Raw genomic sequence first — 21250 nt, forward strand, 5'->3', positions numbered from 1 at the left:
AAATGGTTTTTGCCAATATTGAATATCTGTTTTTGCTATTATTGCTTATACCGTATATTGTATGGTATATCCTGAAGCAAAAGAAAAGTGAAGCAACTCTTCAAATTTCAGATGCCCGGGTATATGCGCATACACCTAAAAGTTATAAGAATTATTTGTTGCATGCTCCATTTCTATTACGCTGCCTTGCTTTAGTACTGGTTATTTTGGTTCTTGCACGCCCGCAAACTACTAATAAGTGGCAGAACAGTGAGATAGAAGGAATTGATATTATGCTGGCTATCGACGTTTCTACCAGTATGCTGGCTGAAGACTTGAAGCCGAACAGACTGGAAGCTGCTAAAGACGTAGCTGCAGAGTTTATCAATGGACGTCCCAATGATAATATCGGTATTACATTATTTGCAGGAGAAACTTTCACCCAATGTCCGTTGACTGTAGACCATGCTGTATTGTTGGATATGATACATAATATCAAATGTGGTCTTATCACTGACGGTACTGCTGTCGGTATGGGTATTGCAAATGCTGTAACCCGCTTAAAAGATAGCAAAGCGAAATCCAAAGTTATTATCTTATTGACGGATGGTACAAATAACAAAGGAGATATTTCTCCTATGACAGCAGCAGAAATAGCAAAAAGCTTTGGTATTCGTGTATATACTATCGGAGTAGGTACCAATGGAATGGCTCCTTATCCTTATCCAGTCGGAAATACGGTGCAATATGTAAGTATGCCGGTAGAAATTGATGAAAAAACATTGACAGAGATTGCCGGAACGACAGATGGTAACTATTTCCGGGCTACGAGCAACTCAAAGCTTAAAGAAGTATATGAAGAAATTGATAAACTGGAAAAGACGAAACTGAATGTAAAAGAGTATAGTAAGCGGGACGAAGAATATCATTTGTTTGCTTTAGCAGCTTTCCTCTGTGTCTTGTTGGAAGTACTATTACGCAATTCGGTACTCAAGAAAATTCCATAAGAATGTTTGTCAATCGTTATTTGTCAATCATAAAATAGTAAGAAGATGTTTCGATTTGGAGAACCTACATATTTATACTTATTGCTGTTATTACCTTTTTTAGCAGCTTTCTACTTGTATTCCAACTACAAGAGAAGAAAAAATATCCGACGCTTCGGGGACCCGACTTTATTGGCTCAATTGATGCCCGATGTATCCAAATATCGTCCGGATGTAAAATTCTGGATTATTTTTGTTGCTATTGGCTTGTTCTCCGTATTATTAGCACGCCCCCAATTCGGTTCTAAGCTGGAAACGGTTAAGCGTAAAGGAGTAGAGGTAATTATAGCTTTGGATATTTCAAACTCTATGTTAGCTCAAGATGTACAACCTAGCCGTCTGGAAAAAGCAAAAAGACTAATTTCCAGATTAGTGGATGAACTTGACAATGATAAGGTAGGTATGATTGTATTTGCAGGTGACGCTTTTACTCAGCTACCAATAACAAGCGACTATATTTCTGCTAAGATGTTTTTAGAGTCCATCAATCCTTCGTTGATTTCTAAACAGGGTACAGCTATCGGAGAAGCAATCAATTTAGCAGCTCGTAGTTTCACTCCACAAGAAGGGGTAGGACGTGCTATTATTGTTATTACTGACGGTGAAAATCATGAGGGTGGTGCAGTGGAAGCCGCTAAAGCTGCTGCAGAAAAAGGTATCCAAGTAAGTGTATTGGGAGTAGGTATGCCTGATGGTGCCCCCATTCTGGTAGAAGGAACGAATGATTATCGCCGCGACCGGGAAGGTAATGTGATTGTTACCCGTTTGAATGAGGCTATGTGTCAGGAAATTGCTAAGGAAGGAAAAGGTATATATGTACGAGTAGACAACTCTAATTCAGCCCAAAGAGCTATCAATCAAGAAGTGAACAAAATGGCGAAGTCTGATGTAGAGTCGAAAGTATATACAGAGTTTAACGAACAATTCCAAGCTATTGCATGGGTTATTCTACTATTGTTATTGGCAGAAATCTTAATTTTGGACCGCAAGAATCCTTTATTTAAGAACATTCACCTGTTTTCTAATAAGAAATAGTTATACGTATGTTAAAAAGTAAATATATTCTATTCGCTGTATTTCTGCTAGCGACAGCCGGTGTCTCGGCTCAGAAAGCAGAACGCGACTATATCCGTAAAGGAAACCGCCTGTTTAATGATAGTGTATTTGTTGACGCAGAGGTAAACTACCGGAAAGCTTTGGAAGCAAATCCCAAGTCTACAGTATCTATGTACAATTTGGGAAATACCCTTTCGCAACAGCAAAAGTTTCAGGATGCCATGGAACAATACGTATCAGCCAGCAAAATTGAAAAGGATAAAATGAAGCTCGCCCATATCTACCACAATATGGGAGTACTTTTCCAAGCTGGTAAAGATTATGAAAAGGCTGTAGATGCCTATAAAATGTCCCTGCGTAATAATCCTGCCGATCATGAAACCCGATACAATTTGGCTCTTGCACAGAAAATGTTGAAAGATCAACAAAATCAGCAGAATCAAGACCAAAATCAGGATCAGAATAAAGATCAACAAAAGCAAGATCAAAAACAAGACCAGAATAAAGACAAGCAGAAAGATCAGAAACAAGATGAAAAGAAAGATCAGCAGCAACCACCGAAGTCTGAAAAAAAACAAGATAACCAGATGTCAAAAGAGAATGCTGAACAATTGCTGAATTCTGTAATGCAGGATGAAAAAGATGTGCAAGACAAAGTGAAAAAGCAACAAAAAGTTATGCAAGGTGGTCGTTTAGAAAAAGATTGGTAATATAAAGTTGATGATATAAATTTCATAAGCAATGAAAAAACTGATTATTATATTGATGGCATTGATAGCATATAGCACTCAGGTGCTTGCTGATAAAGTGTCTTTTACTGCTTCTGCTCCTGATGTTGTGGTAGTGGGCGACCAATTCAGGCTGTCATATACTGTTACTACACAAAAAGTGAAAGATTTCCGGGCACCATCGATCAAAGGTTTTGATGTATTGATGGGACCAAGCCGTTCACAACAAAGTAATACTCAAATAGTGAATGGTAATGTTACATCTAGTAGTAGTATTACATTCACGTACATATTAATGGCAAATAATGCCGGAGAATACACAATACCCGGTGCCTCAATTGTTGCTGATGGTGATCAAATGATATCAAATTCAGTAAAAATTAAAGTATTGCCGCAAGATCAAGGTGGTAATAACGGGCAAAGTAACAGCAGTAGCTCTTCTACACATTCCTCATCTAGTACAGGGGTTTCTAACCAAGACTTATTTATTACAGCAAGTGCCAGTAAAACGAATGTGTACGAACAGGAAGCATTTGTCTTGACCTATAAAATATACACCAGAGAATCCAATTTACAACTAAATAATGCAAAGTTACCCGACTTTAAAGGCTTCCATTCTCAAGAAATTGAAATGACTACAAATGCGAGATGGACTCCAGAACATTATCAGGGACGTAATTACTATACGACAGTTTATCGCCAGTTCGTTCTCTTCCCGCAACAATCAGGAAAACTATATATTGATCCTGCTCAGTTCCAGATGACAGTCGGTAAACCTGTACAATCTGATGATCCTTTTGATGCTTTTTTTAATGGAGGAAGTAATGTCATTGAAATAAAAAAATCAATTTCCACCCCTAAAATAGCAATAAATGTAAATCCGCTTCCTGCAGGTAAACCGACAGATTTCTCCGGTGGAGTGGGAGAGTTCAATATTTCTTCATCTATCAACAACAAGGAACTGAAGACCAATGATGCTATTACTATTAAATTAGTAATATCCGGTACAGGTAACCTGAAGTTAATTTCTAATCCGGAAATTAAATTCCCAGATGATTTTGAAGTATACGATCCCAAAGTAGACAATCAAGTCAGATTAACCCGAGAAGGACTTACAGGTAATAAGGTTATCGAATATTTAGCAATTCCGAGACATGCTGGAACATATAAGATTCCAGGAGTATCTTTCAGCTATTTTGATATTCGCTCCAAATCTTATAAAACGCTGAAAACAGAAGAATATGTAATAAGCGTTGAGAAAGGTACGGGTAATGCAGATCAAGTAATTGCTAACTTCACTAATAAAGAGGATTTGAAAGTATTAGGTGAAGACATCCGTTACATCAAACAAAACGAAGTTACTCTCCAAACTAAAGGAAGTTTCTTTTATGGTTCAATGACATATTGGCTATTCTATATCATTCCGGCTCTTGCCTTCATTATTTTCTTTATAATTTATCGTAAACAAGCAGCTGAAAATGCAAACGTAGCTAAAATGCGTACGAAAAAAGCCAATAAAGTAGCAATAAAACGTATGAAGTTAGCTGGAAAATTACTCTCAGAAAATAAGAAAGATGCTTTCTATGATGAAGTTTTAAAGGCACTGTGGGGATATATAAGTGACAAACTGAATATTCCGGTATCTCGTTTATCTAAAGATAATATTGAAGAGAAGCTAAAAAATCATGGAGTAAATGAGGAACTGATTAAAGAATTCCTGAATGCATTGAATGATTGTGAATTTGCCCGCTTTGCTCCAGGTGATGAAAATCAAGCTATGGATAAAGTTTATTCTTCTTCAATAGAGGTAATAAGCAAAATGGAAAATTCAATAAAACATTAACCCAAAAGAGATTGTGTCATGAAAAAGATATTATTTTTTATATTACTATCAATGTCACTTACTTGTTTTGCACAAGATCCGTTAAGCATTGATTCTAAACAAACCAATGGTACTGATTCTATCCGCGCTTCACATACCACATTTTCCAGTAACACACTGGAAGATGCCACAAAAGCTGAAGGCGATTCCGCATATATAAAAGAAGATTATGCAGCAGCTATTCAAATATATGAAGCATTATTAAAAAATGGAGAAGCTGCTGCCGTTTATTACAATTTGGGAAATAGTTATTATAAAATAGGAGAGATAGCGAAAGCTGTTTTAAATTATGAGCGTGCCTTGTTGTTGCAACCAGGAAATGGCGATATACGTGCTAATCTTGAAGTGGCACGCGCAAAGACAATAGACAAAGTGGAGCCTGTTCCTGAAGTGTTCTTTGTTTCATGGATCAAGTCTCTGACAAATAGCATGAGTGTAGATGCATGGGCCACATGGGGTATTGTTTCCTTTATTCTATTAATTATAGCTCTTTACTTTTTTATATTCTCTAAACAGATTGTGTTAAAGAAAGTAGGCTTCATATCAGGAATCGTTTTTCTGATTGTCACCATTTGCTCTAATCTTTTCGCTTCACGACAAAAAGAACATTTAGTCAATCGAAATGAAGCTATAGTAATGAACCCAAGTGTAACAGTTAGAAGTACTCCAAGCGAAAGCGGTACCAGCTTGTTTATTCTCCATGAAGGGAGAAAGGTAAGTGTCAAAGATAATTCCATGAAAGAATGGAAAGAAATTCGGCTGGAAGATGGAAAAGTTGGATGGATACCAGCCTCCGCTATTGAGGTAATATAAAGGGCATTAATAGATTTTATAAATTCAAGAAAAAAAGATAAGCAAATAATTTGTTTTATCTTTTTTTTTTCTTAAGTTTATAGCGTGATAAAAAAATCACATAATATTAACCATTAAATTTATGAGACATGAGAACAATAACGTTTAATGAACTTCGTAAAATCAAAGATTCATTGCCTAGCGGTAGCATGCATAGAATAGCAGACGAACTTGGTTTACACGTAGATACAGTGCGAAACTTCTTCGGAGGACACAATTTCAAGGAGGGAAAAAGTGTCGGAATACATCTTGAGCCCGGTCCAGATGGGGGGCTTGTAATGTTGGATGATACGACTGTTCTTGATCGGGCTTTAAAAATCTTAGATGAATTGAATATGAGTATGCAAAAAGAACAGGCTACCGAATCTGTGCAAGTTTAAAATATAACAAACTGAATCCCAATTGAATCAAACAATTGGGATTTCTTATTTGTTTTCACCTTATAAAATGTACATTTATGGAAGACAAATTAGTAACTTTAGCCATTCTGACATACACCAAAGCGCAGATCTTAAAGAATATCTTGGAAAATGAAGGTGTAGAAACATACATTCATAACGTAAGCGTCTACATGGCTGTCTGAAAGTATAGTGGGAGAGAAGGAGCCTAAAACGTAACCATTCTATTTTCCGCCTTGACACGCATCGCAACCCAGCATATCTTTGCGCCATAACCAATTACTAACAAAGATTATGGCAAAAGAAAAAGTAAACTATCAGGAGGTGTACGACCTCTATCAGCTGTGCTGCGAAACCAAAGACCTTCGCGAGTTCTGTGCGGATTATGGAGTGAATTACGACAAGTTCATGAACTGGCAGCGCCACCAGCTATGGAGTGAGAAGTTAGGCAAGACAGTCCAGGTTGATCAACCCAAGGTTGCCAAGGTGCAGATAACCGGCAATCCCTGCAACAGTCCAACCGTGAAAATGGAAGTGAGACAGCCCGAAGGTGAAGCTCCGATAAGATGGGTAAAATTACAATTGGCATCAGGCGCAACGCTGTTCCTGAGAAACACCACAGTTCTTGATTTGAGCTTGTTGCTTAATAAAATGATAGGATGACATGCTGGGACTGAGTGCTAACCTGAACTATTACCTGTTCAACGGTAATGTTGATCTGCGGAAAGGTATTTTCCGATTATGTGAGAGTATAAGGGAAGAGATGTCACTTGACCCGAGCGATGCCTCCAACGTCTATATGTTCATGTCCCGTAACCGGAAGGTTGTGAAGATACTTCATTATGAACGCGGTTTTTATGTGCTTTACGAGAAACGTCCTGTCATGGGAAAGTTCAAGAAACCGGTATTTGATGAGGTCTCCAAATGCTACCGGATACAATGGTCAGACATGGCCTATCTTACGGAAAGTATTGTAGTTGACAAGATGTATGTTAGTTCAAAAGATTAATATTACCGTATTGATTATCAGTAAATAATATAAAAATAAACGATAAAAAGTTTGCGTAACTGCCTGATTTTTCGTACCTTTATATCATGATTGATGAAAGGGCATACGAGTTACTTTGCTGCCAGTTGGGTCTGGCGAATGAGGAAAAGGCAGGGCTTCGCAAACAGGTAAACGAACTGATTGCGAGGCTTAAGGCCATTGAAGAATCCAATAAAGAGAACTCCAAGGCTCTGGTTGATACAATCAATGACCTCAAAGATTCCCTCGAAAAGCAATCAACTACGGTTGAAAATTATAGGAAAGAAATGGAGCTTATGAGAAAGCAGCTTGAAGCGAAAGACGAGGTGAACCGGATGCTGGCAAACGAGATATCCAATCTCAGGCTTCAGCTGGAGGACAGCAGGAAACACCGTTTCGGCCGTACTTCCGAGCAAAGAAAACTGCTGAACAACCGTAACCTTGACAAGTCTGCACTGCATAAGTCCGAATATGACGGTTCTGACAGAAAGGATGATGACAACGATAAGGCTGACGGTAACGAAACCGGCAGCAGTACCATTTCTGGTAGCACACCTGCACAGGACAGCCAACCTTCAAGAAGAAAGGAAACTGCACCACGTGCCGTGAAAACCAAATTGAAAGTTGACAAAGTAGTAGTACATGAAGTGGACGAGTATTACACGCTTCCCGAAGGAGGACGGTTCATGAACCGCAACGGTATGCCTGATGTGTGGGAATACAGGGTTATAGAACATGTAAGGGCTCATAACGTGGAGCATGTGTATAAGGTGGCAAGGGTAAAGCTTGCAGACGGAACTTTTGTAAGCACAATGGAACATCCGCTGAAAAAACTTGGAGGTATTTTCTCCCCTGAACTGCTTGCCCGTCTGCTCTGTCTGAAATATGACTTCAGTATGCCTGAGAACAGACAGATAAGACTGCTTGCCAGAGAGGGCATCCACATAAGCAACACCACACTGAACAGCTATATCCATAACGGAATCGCCAAACTCAAGGATTTTATCGGAGAGGTCTTCAAGGGGTTTGTACAGCAGGCTGAATATCTTATGGTTGATGAGACGACCGAACTTGTAGGCATCGAAACAAAGGAAGGCAAGGCTTACAGGAGAAAGTACTTATGGGCATTCTTTGCAAAGCATATGAAGATGGTCTATTACCACTATAACAACGGCAGCAGGTCATCCGATGTGGCGAAGTCGTTCCTGGAACATTTTATGGGGACCCTTTCCACTGACGGATATACGGTTTACAGAATGTTTGATGGAGAAGACTCAAAGGTGCTTCATATAGGATGCCGGACGCACTGCAGAAGGTTGTGGGTTGACGCCTTGCCTTCGGACAGGACAGCGATGGAGATAATAGACTCCATCGGCGATATGTTCATGAATGAAGATCTGTTCCGCACCATGAAGCTCAGCGGTGAGCAGATAAGGGGGAAAAGACGGAAGCTTACAGGACCGATCCTTGAAAGTATCCATCATAAGGTGGTCATGATGATGCAGGATGCGAAGATTATGGCTAACGAACTGATGAGAAAGGCTGTCAATTATACGTTAAACCAGTGGAAGTCCCTGAGAAATATCCTCAAGGACGGTGCAGCGGAAATATCGAACAACCTCTGTGAACAAAGGATGAAACCGGTAAAGCTGTTGCTCAAGAACTGTATGAACATAGGCAGTGAGGATGCGGCAGAAAACTCGGCATTCATCTTCTCTCTGATAGAAAGCTGTAAGCTTAATGGCATAGACCCTCAGGATTACCTGAAGCACCTGTTCGAATGTATTCTTCATGGTAAGGACTGCGACAAGAAGACTCTTCTACCATGTTTTTATAAACCGGAATGTTAAAACAAAAATATTTTCTTGCGGGCATTTTTATTTTATCGGCTGAAAAACAGCCGATAAAATTGTCGTGGCGGAAAATAGAATGATTACGCCTAAAACAGAAAATAAGTCAAAAAAGATTTTAATTCCCATCGACTTCTCTAATTTCTGTATCTTTAATACATCTAACTGATTCCAAAGATACTTGGAATGAAATAAAACTAGCAGGTATAAAAGAATATTTTCATAAGCAGTATCCAGGGCTTGAAATTCATTATGATGTAGTAATGAACGATAATTTATTAAAAGGACTTGATCAGTATATCAAAGATAATCAAATAGATATAATCACTTTGACTTCTTACAAAAGGAATATATTTGCTCGGTTATTTAATCCAAGTATTGCTAGAAAAATGATTTTTCATTCTGATACGCCATTACTTGTTATTAACAGCTAGAGCCTTGTTCAAATCAAGCAAAAAATGGGCATTCACGATTAGGGAATAATAAGTATTATGTTTAATATAAAAAGGAGTAATATAATAACATTGCTCCTTTGAAAAATGCATATTCCCTCAAATGATTTCTTCTTTTTTTATAATCTAGATTATAAAAAAAGAAGGTTACTTATTTCTAGCAACCTTCTTCTATTTTTCAAGACTTATATTTTCCTAGAAACGATTACTTCATAAGTTTATCGATTTCCTCAAATTCAGGTCCCATATTCAAGTTATAATAAACTCTATAAAGCCCCTGCAACCATAAATCTTGTTGATCAGGTTTCAAAGCTCTAGCTTTTTCATAGAATGGTTTAGCTTCTTCATAGAATTTCTTAACCACAGCTTGTGCTTCAGCGTATTTAGGATCATTAATATCTGTTGTTGCTTTATCAGCATAATCCTGTGCTTTCATCAAATATACCAAACCCACATTTGAGTATGCTTCTGCATATTCCGGATCAGCAGCAATAGCTTTCTTGTAGTATTCAATTGCATTATCATATTCTTTCATATTATGATAAAGATATGCTTTCACATACAAATATAACTTATTATTCGGATCATTAGACAACATTCTATCAGCAAACTCCATAGCTTTTGAAGCTTGATTAGAACTATTATAATAATCAACCAAATTAGCAAAGAAATAATCATTTCCAGGGAACTTAAGGATACCCTCTTCCAAAGATTTAATCCAAGCAGCTGTATCACCTTTAGCTTTATAAGCATCGGCCATCAATTGCATTGCAAATTTACCTCCATCCTTATCAGATAAAGCCATTGGGGCATATTTAATAATTGCATCTTTATCACCTACCCTATCAGCAGCCAATGTAGCATAATATGCAATTTGTGGGATAAGAGTATCATTCTTAGCCAATTCTTTATCAGCTAGCATTGGATACGAAGCTGATTCAACATATGTTGCAAAGAATTTCAAAGCTTCTTTATTCTTATCCAAATTAAAATACTGAATACCACCATTAATCAAATTAGGACGTTCAGCCAACATACTTGACGCGTTTGCTTTCCGGTATTTGTTTTTAACTTTTCCCTTTTCATTAGGTATTTCCGCTAATTCATCACACTTAGTATAGTATTCATACATTTTCAGTATACTATTATATACTTTCAATGTATCATACGGTTTTTTCAAAAAAGCATTTTTCATTTGCTCTTCGTTGATACGTCTCTGAATAAATCCAGCAACGTCCCATGTGTCAGCAAGATCCTTCGTTTCAGGATTCTTCATAGCTTCTTTAATAAGCTGCTCAGCCTGCTTAAAATTAGGTTTTACGTCATTAGCCATACTCTTTGCTTCTTTCACATTTTTCATCTGTGCGAATGAGAAGCTAACAGCCATCAATAAAACCATCGAAAATAATACTCTTTTCATGATTGTTGTTTGATTAATTATTAATATTATGTCTATTCCTCGATTTCGTTGTTGCTTTCGTTTTCATTTACCCCTGCTGTATCATCCATATCAGGAGCATCAGCATTCTGATCACTCACGATTGTTCCTTCTGCTTCTTCTGCTGGAATTTCATCTTCAAGACTTTCTGTCATAACCTTACATACCGAACCAATCTGATCGTTACGTTTTTCTAGATTTATCAGACGAACACCTTGAGTAGCACGACCCATAATACGAACATCAGCCACTTTCAAACGAATAGTGATACCAGATTTATTGATAATCATCAAGTCATTTTCATCGGTTACCGACTTAATTGTTACTAACTTACCTGTTTTTTCGGTAATATTCATGGTCTTCACACCCTTACCGCCACGATTCGTCTTACGATAGTCTTCTATTTCAGAACGTTTGCCATATCCTTGTTCGGAAACTACCATCACAGATTCCGTCTCCAAATCTTTAATACAAATCATTCCTACTACTTCATCCTGACCATCATTATCTAATGTAATACCACGTACCCCTGTTGCTGTACGTCCCATCACACGAACTGCTGCTTCATGGAAACGAATTGCACGTCCATTACGGTTGGCAATGATGATTTCATTATTGCCATTCGTCATACGAACTTCAATAACGCTGTCATCTTCACGGATAGTTATGGCATTTACACCATTCTGACGAGGACGAGAATACTGTTCTAATAATGTTTTCTTTATTACCCCTTTCTTAGTACAGAATAATACATAATGACTATTAATGAACTCAGAATCCTCCAAACTCTTCACACGCAAGTATGCAGTTACATTATCGTCTGAATCAATATTCAACAAGTTCTGAATAGCACGTCCCTTAGAATTCTTCGTTCCTTCAGGTATTTCATATACTTTCAGCCAATAGCACTTGCCTTTTTGTGTAAAGAACATCATCGTATTGTGCATGGTAGCAGGATAGATATGTTCTACAAAGTCTTCATCACGGGTCTCCGTACCTTTCGAACCTACACCACCACGATTTTGTGCACGGAATTCAGTCAACGGAGTACGTTTGATATAACCCATGTGAGAAATTGTAATAATCATCTGATCATCTGCATAGAAGTCTTCCGGATTGAACTCTTCTGAAGAATAAACAATTTCAGAACGGCGTTCATCTCCATATTTCGTTTTAACTTCTAACAATTCATCTTTCATTACCTGACGGCATACTTCATCATCAGCCAAAATACTTTCCAAATAAGCTATCTGCTTCATTATTTCTTCATATTCTGCATGAAGCTGATCCTGCATCAGACCTGTCAATTGACGCAAACGCATTTCTACAATTGCGCGAGACTGAATTTCTGTCAGGTTAAATCGCTCAATCAAGCTTGCTATAGCGTCATTAGGAGTTTTTGCTGCACGAATGATACGAATTACTTCATCAATATTATCTGAAGCAATAATCAAACCTTCAAGAATATGTGCACGTTCTTTTGCTTTACGAAGATCGAACTGAGTACGACGAATAACAACTTCGTGTCTATGTTCGATGAAGTATTTAATTAAATCTCTCAGATTCAACGTTTTTGGACGTCCATGAACCAAAGCAACATTGTTTACGCCAAAAGATGTTTGCAAAGCTGTCATTTTATAGAGTTTGTTCAACACTACACTTGCATTTGCATCACGTTTTACATCAATAACAATGCGCATACCGTCACGGTCAGATTCATCGTTAGCATTTGAGATACCTTCTATTTTCTTATCATTTACAAGATCAGCTATATACTTAATCAATTCAGCTTTATTTACATTATAAGGAATCTCGGTTATGACGATCTTATCATGTGTCTGTCCGCTTTCAATCTCGGCTTTCGCACGCATAATTACACGTCCACGCCCAGTCAAATATGCCTCACGTACACCACTCACACCATATATGAACCCGCCAGTAGGAAAATCTGGTGCTTTGACAAATTCCATCAGTTCTTCTACCGTAATTTCCGGATTATCAATATATGCCTCACATGCTTCAATTACTTCCGAAAGATTATGAGGAGGCATATTGGTAGCCATACCTACAGCAATACCAGATGCTCCATTCACCAAAAGATTCGGGATACGTGTCGGCATAACTTTAGGTTCCACCAACGTATTATCAAAGTTAGGCTCAAAATCAACGGTTTCCTTATACAGGTCATCCATCATTGCTTCACCCAACTTATTAAGGCGAGCTTCTGTATAACGCATAGCAGCAGGACTATCACCATCTACAGAACCAAAGTTTCCCTGTCCATCTACCAAAGGATAACGCATTGCCCATTCTTGAGCCATACGCACCATTGCAAAATAAACAGAAGAATCTCCATGAGGATGGTACTTACCAAGTACCTCACCCACAATTCTGGCTGATTTCTTATAAGGTTTGTCTGAAGTATTGCCCAATTCCATCATTCCGTATAAAATTCTACGGTGAACAGGCTTAAATCCATCTCTAACATCCGGAAGGGCACGTGAAACGATGACCGACATGGAGTAGTCAATGTACGATGACTTCATTTCCTCCTCGATGTTAATCTTTATAATTCTGTCTTGTTCAAGCATTTAAAATGATTATTAATTATACATTCTACGGTTTGTAAAAAACCACGCTAAAGTACTACTTTTCCCCGATATACGAAAGTTTTTAGAAAGAAAGTTTTATCATAACCGGGATGACAATTCATTAAACTTTAAAATTCGAAAATGAAAAGATAAAAACGATAAATATAATATGGAAAGATAGATAACATTGGTAAAAAAGAGCTGAATATTTGTTATACCTTAATATATATAATGCAAATACACTGTTTTTATGGCACGCCATTTGTAGATATAAGAAATAAAGCAAATATTGCAATACAAACTTGATTAATGCGTATATTTGCCAGTAAATAACCCTTAGAAGAAAAGGAAAAGTATGAATAATCAATTCTCACAAAGAGTTTCCGACATTATCGTCTATAGTAAGGAAGAAGCGAATCGGCTGAGAAGTAGGTATATAGGCCCCGAGCACCTGCTTTTAGGAATCCTCCGTGACGGTGAAGGAAAAGCTATCGAGATATTGTCTAAACTCAACACCAATCTAGCTGCAATAAAGCAACAGATTGAAGTTCAATTGAAAACAGAAGCTGATGACATGTTATTGCCTGATGCAGAGGTACCGTTATCTAATGATGCGGCAAAGATATTAAAAATGTGTATTTTAGAGGCTCGTGGAATGAAAAGCAACATCGCTGATACAGAACATGTATTATTAGCTATTTTAAGAGAAAAAAACAATACGGCCGCTTCTGTACTTGAAGCAAATAGTATAAATTATGTGAAAGTGTTGGAGCAAGCTACATTGCAGCCAGATATAAATGCTGGCATGGGTTTTACGGAAGAAGACGATGATGATGACGAAGAAATGTCTTCTCCTCGTTCCGGCAAAGGTGGTTCAGACGAACGCCAACTGGCACAAACCGCTTCTAAGAAGCCATCTAATGACACGCCGGTACTTGACAATTTCGGCACTGACATGACAAAAGCGGCAGAAGAAGGACGCTTGGATCCTGTTGTCGGCAGAGAGAGAGAAATCGAACGTTTAGCGCAGATTTTAAGTCGCCGCAAAAAGAACAATCCGATTTTGATTGGTGAGCCTGGTGTAGGAAAATCAGCGATTGTTGAAGGTCTTGCATTAAGAATCATTCAGAAAAAGGTTTCGCGGATTCTCTTTGATAAACGAGTTGTTGCTCTTGATATGACCGCTGTTGTAGCAGGAACCAAATATCGTGGACAATTCGAAGAACGCATTCGTTCCATTCTCAATGAATTACAGAAAAATCCGAATGTAATATTATTCATTGATGAAATCCACACGATTGTAGGCGCAGGCTCTGCGGCAGGTTCTATGGATGCTGCCAATATGCTAAAACCGGCATTGGCAAGAGGTGAAATACAATGTATTGGCGCTACCACTCTTGATGAATATCGTAAGAACATTGAGAAAGATGGCGCTTTGGAACGTCGTTTCCAAAAAGTAATAGTAGAACCGACTACCGCTGCCGAAACTTTGCAGATTTTGCGTAATATCAAGGATAAATATGAAGATCACCACAATGTGTATTATACGGATGAAGCATTGGAAGCATGTGTCAAGCTGACAGACTGCTATATCACAGATCGTAATTTCCCTGATAAAGCTATTGACGCTTTAGACGAAGCCGGTTCACGTGTACATCTTACCAATGTCAATGTGCCCAAAGAGATAGAAGAACAAGAAAAACTGATCGAAGAAGCCAAAAGCAAGAAAAATGAAGCTGTGAAATCGCAGAATTTCGAACTTGCAGCCAGCTTCCGTGATAAAGAAAAAGAGCTTTCTATTCAATTGGATAAAATGAAAAAAGAATGGGAAGCCAACCTGAAAGAAAACAGACAAACTGTTGATGCAGAAGAAATTGCCAATGTTATCTCAATGATGTCAGGCATTCCAGTACAACGGATGGCACAGGCTGAAGGTATCAAACTCGCAGGTATGAAAGATGATTTGCAGGCTAAAGTTATCGCACAAGATACAGCAATAGAAAAACTGGTTAAAGCTATTTTGCGAAGCCGTGTAGGATTAAAAGACCCTAATAAACCAATTGGGACATTTATGTTCTTAGGTCCGACAGGAGTTGGTAAAACTCACTTAGCAAAAGAGTTAGCCAAATATATGTTTGGCTCTGCTGATGCACTAATTCGTATTGACATGAGTGAATACATGGAGAAATTCACCGTTTCACGCCTGGTTGGAGCACCTCCGGGATATGTAGGATATGAAGAAGGTGGTCAGCTGACAGAAAAAGTGCGCCGCAAACCATACTCAATTGTATTGCTTGATGAGATAGAAAAAGCACATCCGGACGTATTCAATATCTTACTTCAGGTAATGGATGAAGGTCGTTTGACTGACAGTTATGGCAGAATGGTAGATTTCAAAAATACCGTTATTATCATGACTTCCAATATAGGAACCCGCCAATTAAAAGAATTTGGACGTGGCGTTGGTTTTGCGACACAAAGCCGCCTGGATGATAAAGAATTCTCGCGAAGCGTAATACAAAAGGCTTTAAATAAATCATTTGCGCCCGAGTTTATCAATCGTATAGATGAAATAATCACGTTTGACCAACTTTCCCTAGAAGCAATAACAAAGATTATAAATATAGAGCTGAAAGGATTGTATGATAGAATAGAATCTATTGGTTACAAGCTTGTTATTGAAGATAAGGCGAAAGAATTTATCGCTGGTAAAGGATATGACGTACAATATGGCGCCCGCCCTTTGAAGCGAGCAATTCAAACTTATCTGGAGGACGGTTTATCCGAACTCATTATTTCCTCCTCTTTAAAAGAGGGAGATACTATTCAGGTATCTCTCAATGAAGAAAAAGGTGAATTGGAGATGAAAGTTGTTATTCCGGAATAAGATTATTTCCTGAATAAGAAAATAAAATAATATGCCATAATGTCAGGCCTTCGGGTCTGGCATTTTTTTTGTCTCTATCTGAACAAACATCAATTAAAATTAATCAATAGATAAACTAAAAAATATACGTATGATGCAAAAAGGTAATATTGGGGTTACAACAGAGAACATCTTCCCTATCATTAAAAAGTTTTTGTACAGTGACCATGAGATTTTTCTACGCGAGTTAGTATCCAATGCAGTAGACGCCACTCAGAAGCTGAATACGCTTGCTTCTATTGGCGAATTTAAGGGTGAACTGGGTGATTTAACCATTCACGTTGAATTGGGTAAAGATACTATTACTATTTCTGACCGTGGTATCGGTTTGACTGCAGAGGAAATTGAAAAGTACATCAATCAAATTGCCTTTTCAGGAGCTAACGACTTCCTGGAGAAATATAAGAATGACGCAAATGCCATTATCGGACATTTCGGACTTGGCTTCTACTCTGCTTTTATGGTTGCAAAGAAAGTGGAAATTATCACTAAATCATACAGAGATGGTGCACAAGCCGTAAAATGGACTTGTGATGGCAGCCCTGAATTCACTATTGAAGAAATTGAAAAAGCCGACCGTGGATCAGACATCATCTTATACATTGATGATGACTGCAAAGAATTCCTCGAAGAAACACGTATTTCCGAGCTTCTGAAGAAATATTGCAGTTTCCTTCCTGTTCCTATTGCATTTGGAAAAAAGAAAGAATGGAAAGACGGCAAACAGGTAGAAACAGCCGAAGATAATATAATCAATGATACCACTCCTTTGTGGACACGTAAACCTAGCGAACTTTCGGATGAAGATTACAAATCATTCTACAGTAAACTATATCCGATGTCTGACGAACCACTATTCTGGATTCACCTGAATGTTGATTATCCATTCCATCTGACCGGTATCCTCTATTTCCCGAAGGTAAAGAGCAATATTGAATTAAATAAGAATAAGATTCAGTTATATTGCAACCAGGTATATGTTACAGACTCGGTTGAAGGTATTGTGCCGGACTTCCTGACTTTGTTACATGGTGTTATTGATTCTCCGGATATTCCGTTGAACGTTTCCCGTTCGTATTTGCAAAGCGATTCGAACGTGAAGAAGATTTCAACTTATATCACAAAGAAAGTATCCGACCGTTTGCAATCTATATTCAAGAATGACCGCAAGCAGTTTGAGGAAAAGTGGAATGATTTAAAAATATTTATCAATTATGGAATGCTCACACAAGAGGATTTCTATGATAAAGCGCAAAAATTCGCCCTTTTCACCGATACAAATGACAAGCATTACACATTTGAAGAGTATCAGACCCTTATTAAAGATAATCAGACAGATAAAGATGGAAACCTAATTTATCTGTATGCAAATAACAAGGACGAACAATATAGTTATATTGAAGCTGCCACCAACAAAGGATACAATGTTCTGCTCATGGATGGCCAGTTGGATGTAGCTATGGTGAGCATGCTGGAACAAAAACTTGAAAAATCCCGTTTCACTCGTGTAGACAGTGATGTTGTTGACAATCTTATTGTAAAAGAAGATAAGAAAGGTGAAACGTTGGAAGCCAATAAACAGGATGCAATCACAACAGCCTTCAAGAGTCAATTGCCTAAAATGGATAAAGTTGAATTCAATGTCATGACACAGGCATTAGGAGAAAATTCAGCTCCAGTCATGATTACTCAAAGCGAATATATGCGTCGTATGAAAGAAATGGCGAATATTCAGGCCGGAATGAGTTTCTATGGTGAAATGCCTGATATGTTTAATCTAATTCTGAATTCAGACCATAAGTTGATAAAACAGGTATTGAATGAAGAAGAAAGCGCTTGTCAGGCAGAAGTAGCTCCGATACTTTCTGAAATGGACAATGTCAACAAACAACGCAATGAGTTGAAAGACAAGCAAAAGGATAAAAAAGAAGAAGAAATCCCCACATCAGAAAAAGATGAACTAAACAATCTGGATAAGAAGTGGGATGATCTGAAAGGTAAGAAAGAAGCTATCTTTATCGGCTACGCAAGCAATAATAAAGTTATCCGCCAGCTGATCGATTTGGCCTTATTGCAAAACAATATGCTAAGAGGTGAAGCTTTGAATAACTTCGTAAAACGTAGCATAGAATTGATTTAATATCGCCCCTTTAAACATTACACATACTTCAAGAAAGAGCATTCAACGTTAAATACATGTTGTAATGCTCTTTTTCAATTTAAAACAATCGGTAAAATATCGATTAATTGAAAAGTATTGTATATATTTGAACACTTAATAGACAAAAAATTCAATTGTTTGATTTGGGTTATGAGAAAGATTCTTTTAGTGTTAATTACTTTATGGCTGATTATTCCGGCTATCCATGCCCAAAAAGTAGGACTTGTATTAAGCGGTGGTGGCGCCAAAGGGATGACGCACATTGGTATCATTCGCGCTTTGGAGGAAAACAACATTCCTATTGATTACATTGCAGGCACTTCCATGGGAGCCATTGTCGGTTCTTTATATGCCATGGGATACTCTCCTGACGACATGGTAGAACTTCTCAAGTCGGAAGATTTTAAACGATGGTATTCCGGAGAAGTAGAAGAGAAATATGTATATCATTTCAAAAAGAATCTTCCCACTCCCGAATTTTTCAATATTCGTTTTTCATTCAAAGACTCACTGAAAAATTTCAAACCTCAATTTCTGCCTACCAGTGTTGTCAATCCAATTCAGATGAATCTCGTTTTTGTAGACCTGTACGCACGTGCCACAGCTGCTTGTAAGGGAGATTTTGATAAACTTCTTGTTCCTTTCCGTTGCATTGCGTCCGATGTATACAACAAGAAACAATTAGTCATGAAGGAAGGAGATTTAGGAGATGCCGTCAGAGCTTCCATGAGTTTCCCGTTCATGTTTAAACCTATTGAAATAGACAATGTATTAGCCTATGACGGAGGTATTTATAATAACTTTCCTACAGATGTCATGAGAGATGATTTTCATCCGGATGTCATCATAGGAAGCGTCGTGTCAACCAATCCCACTAAACCCAAAGAAAATGATCTCATGAGTCAAATTGAGAATATGGTGATGCAGAAAACCGACTATTCCATTCCGGACTCCATGGGGATTTTAATGACGTTCAAATATGACAATGTTAATCTAATGGATTTTCAACGCATTGACGAATTACATGATATAGGATATAATCGAACCATCAGCATGATGGATTCAATCAAAAGTCGTATTCATCGGCGTGTAAATCTGGACAATATACGTTTAAGAAGAATGGTATACCGGAGTAATTTTCCGGAGCTACGCTTTAAAAATATCATCATCGACGGAGCTAATCCCCAACAACAAGTATATATTAAAAGAGAATTTCATAAATCAGATAACAAAGAATTCACTTATGAGGATTTAAAACAAGGCTATTTCCGATTGTTATCTGATAAAATGATTTCCGAAATTATACCGCATGCAATTTATAATCCGGAAGACGACACCTACGATCTACATTTAAAGGTGAAATTAGAAAATAAATTTGCGGTGCGGTTGGGAGGAAATATATCCACTTCCAACTCCAATCAGATCTATCTGGGGCTTAGCTATCAGGATTTAAACTACTATGCCAAAGAGTTTATCCTCGACGGACAACTCGGAAAAGTGTATAATAACGTGCAGTTTATGGCAAAAATTGACTTCGCCACTGCCATTCCTACCTCATACCGCCTTATAGGCTCAATCAGTACTTTTGACTATTTCAAGAAAAACAAACTTTTCTCACGAAATAACACCCCTGCCTTTAATCAGAAAGACGAACGTTTCTTAAAATTGCAGGTCGGATTACCCTTCCTTTCGAGCAAGCGAGCAGAGTTTGGGGTCGGAATTGCGAAAATAGAAGATAAATATTTTCAGAAAAGCGTCATTGACTTTGGAAATGACAAATTTGACAAAAGTCGCTATGATTTATTCGGTGGATCAATCAGTTTTAACGGAAGTACCCTAAATTCCAAACAATACCCCACACGTGGATACAGAGAAGCTCTTGTTGCCCAAATTTTCGTTGGAAAAGAACGATTCTACCCAGACGAAGGAAGTATCACCACCAACAATAATAAAAACCATCACTCATGGTTGCAATTATCATACATGAAAGAGAAATACCATAATATGAGTGAACATTGGGTTTTAGGATGGTACTTGAAGGCATTATATGCCTCTAAAAACTTTTCCGAGAACTATACGGCTACAATGATGCAGGCTGGAGAGTTTTCTCCCACGCTACATAGTAAATTGACCTACAACGAAGCCTTCCGGGCCAATCAATTTATAGGGGTCGGTATTCGACCTATTTACCGTTTAAACCAAATGTTTCATCTTCGGGGAGAATTTTATGGTTTTATGCCCATTTATCCAATCGAAAAAAACTCGTTGAATAAAGCATATTATGGAAAAGCTTTCTCCAAGTTTGAATATTTAGGAGAAATTTCTGTTGTATGCCAATTACCTTTTGGAGACATCTCTGCTTATGTAAATCATTATAGCTCACCGAAAAGAGAGTGGAATGTCGGACTAAGTATAGGTTGGCAACTATTCAATTATCGGTTCATAGAATAATTTTCTACAAAAAAAAGTTGCTGAAAAGCTTGCTAATTCAGGAAAAGTCCGTATCTTTGCACCCGTTAAAACGAAATAATGGTCGCGTAGCTCAACTGAATAGAGTAGCTGACTACGGATCAGCCGGTTACAGGTTTGAATCCTGTCGCGATCACTTTTTTGAATTAACAAAATGGCCGCGTAGCTCAACTGAATAGAGTAGCTGACTACGGATCAGCCGGTTACAGGTTTGAATCCTGTCGCGGTCACTGAAAAATTGCAAAATATAGGGTCGCGTAGCTCAACTGAATAGAGTAGCTGACTACGGATCAGCCGGTTACAGGTTTGAATCCTGTCGCGATCACTTAATCCTCTGCATTTTATGTGGAGGATTTTATTTTTCTCCCCATTTCATCGAAGAAATCGGTCTTTTT

14 protein-coding genes, 3 tRNA genes and 2 pseudogenes are annotated in these 21250 nt (G+C 37.9%); 17 read left to right on the plus strand and 2 right to left on the minus strand.

The features are described from left to right. The first annotated feature begins 2 nt into the window (after nt 1–2). The 11 genes and pseudogenes from A4V03_RS08560 to A4V03_RS08610 form a co-directional block, all read left to right on the plus strand. On the plus strand, nt 3–986 hold the full coding sequence (locus tag A4V03_RS08560; protein ID WP_065538572.1) for a vWA domain-containing protein: 984 nt from the start codon (nt 3–5) through the stop codon (nt 984–986). 45 nt (nt 987–1031) lie between these two features. Beyond that, nucleotides 1032–2060 carry a VWA domain-containing protein gene (locus A4V03_RS08565; protein WP_065538573.1) on the plus strand — a complete coding sequence of 343 codons (1029 nt, stop codon included), beginning with the start codon at nt 1032–1034 and terminating at the stop codon, nt 2058–2060. Nucleotides 2061–2068: 8 nt separating this feature from the next. Further along, nucleotides 2069–2791: a tetratricopeptide repeat protein gene (locus tag A4V03_RS08570; protein ID WP_180323261.1), complete on the plus strand. Its 723-nt coding sequence runs from the start codon at nt 2069–2071 to the stop codon at nt 2789–2791. 31 nt (nt 2792–2822) lie between these two features. Further along, nucleotides 2823–4652: a BatD family protein gene (locus A4V03_RS08575; protein WP_065538575.1), complete on the plus strand. Its 1830-nt coding sequence runs from the start codon at nt 2823–2825 to the stop codon at nt 4650–4652. A gap of 18 nt (nt 4653–4670) precedes the next feature. Beyond that, the gene (locus A4V03_RS08580) at nt 4671–5504 is read left to right on the plus strand and encodes a tetratricopeptide repeat protein (protein ID WP_065538576.1); all 834 of its coding nucleotides are present in this window, start codon (nt 4671–4673) and stop codon (nt 5502–5504) included. A gap of 128 nt (nt 5505–5632) precedes the next feature. Next, a complete protein-coding gene (locus A4V03_RS08585; RefSeq protein ID WP_004295969.1) occupies nt 5633–5923 on the plus strand; it encodes a hypothetical protein in 291 nt (96 codons plus the stop codon). A gap of 77 nt (nt 5924–6000) precedes the next feature. Continuing rightward, nucleotides 6001–6154 (plus strand): annotated as a pseudogene (locus tag A4V03_RS08590) (universal stress protein); the annotation flags it as partial. An 81-nt stretch (nt 6155–6235) separates the two neighbouring features. Next, nucleotides 6236–6604 carry a hypothetical protein gene (locus A4V03_RS08595; RefSeq protein WP_016272333.1) on the plus strand — a complete coding sequence of 123 codons (369 nt, stop codon included), beginning with the start codon at nt 6236–6238 and terminating at the stop codon, nt 6602–6604. A gap of 1 nt (nt 6605) precedes the next feature. After that, a complete protein-coding gene (tnpB, locus tag A4V03_RS08600; protein WP_065538204.1) occupies nt 6606–6950 on the plus strand; it encodes an IS66 family insertion sequence element accessory protein TnpB in 345 nt (114 codons plus the stop codon). Nucleotides 6951–7036: 86 nt separating this feature from the next. Then, a complete protein-coding gene (gene tnpC, locus A4V03_RS08605; RefSeq protein WP_065538577.1) occupies nt 7037–8818 on the plus strand; it encodes an IS66 family transposase in 1782 nt (593 codons plus the stop codon). Between the two features lie 143 nt (nt 8819–8961). Continuing rightward, a pseudogene (locus A4V03_RS08610) lies at nt 8962–9252 on the plus strand (universal stress protein); the annotation flags it as partial. A gap of 223 nt (nt 9253–9475) precedes the next feature. On the opposite strand, the gene A4V03_RS08615 reads toward A4V03_RS08610, so the two are convergent. Beyond that, the gene (locus A4V03_RS08615; protein ID WP_008022355.1) at nt 9476–10690 is read right to left on the minus strand and encodes a tetratricopeptide repeat protein; all 1215 of its coding nucleotides are present in this window, start codon (nt 10688–10690) and stop codon (nt 9476–9478) included. Nucleotides 10691–10722: 32 nt separating this feature from the next. Next, nucleotides 10723–13299, minus strand: coding sequence for a DNA gyrase subunit A (gene gyrA / locus A4V03_RS08620; protein ID WP_065538578.1), 2577 nt, complete (start codon nt 13297–13299; stop codon nt 10723–10725). Nucleotides 13300–13654: 355 nt separating this feature from the next. Between gyrA and A4V03_RS08625 the strand changes: the two genes are divergently transcribed. From A4V03_RS08625 to A4V03_RS08650, 6 genes are all read left to right on the plus strand, one after another. After that, nucleotides 13655–16186, plus strand: a complete 2532-nt coding sequence (locus tag A4V03_RS08625) for an ATP-dependent Clp protease ATP-binding subunit (protein ID WP_065538579.1) — start codon at nt 13655–13657, stop codon at nt 16184–16186. Nucleotides 16187–16319: 133 nt separating this feature from the next. Then, entirely contained in the window at nt 16320–18365 is a 2046-nt protein-coding gene (htpG, locus tag A4V03_RS08630) for a molecular chaperone HtpG (RefSeq protein WP_065540352.1), read from the plus strand. Nucleotides 18366–18536: 171 nt separating this feature from the next. Next, on the plus strand, nt 18537–20837 hold the full coding sequence (locus A4V03_RS08635) for a patatin-like phospholipase family protein (RefSeq protein ID WP_065538580.1): 2301 nt from the start codon (nt 18537–18539) through the stop codon (nt 20835–20837). An 80-nt stretch (nt 20838–20917) separates the two neighbouring features. Then, nucleotides 20918–20991, plus strand: a tRNA-Arg gene (locus tag A4V03_RS08640). A gap of 20 nt (nt 20992–21011) precedes the next feature. Then, nucleotides 21012–21085 (plus strand) — tRNA-Arg (locus A4V03_RS08645). Between the two features lie 21 nt (nt 21086–21106). Beyond that, nucleotides 21107–21180 (plus strand) — tRNA-Arg (locus A4V03_RS08650). Nucleotides 21181–21250: the final 70 nt, after the last annotated feature.

The organism is Bacteroides caecimuris (genome assembly GCF_001688725.2).
GTDB lineage: Bacteria > Bacteroidota > Bacteroidia > Bacteroidales > Bacteroidaceae > Bacteroides > Bacteroides caecimuris.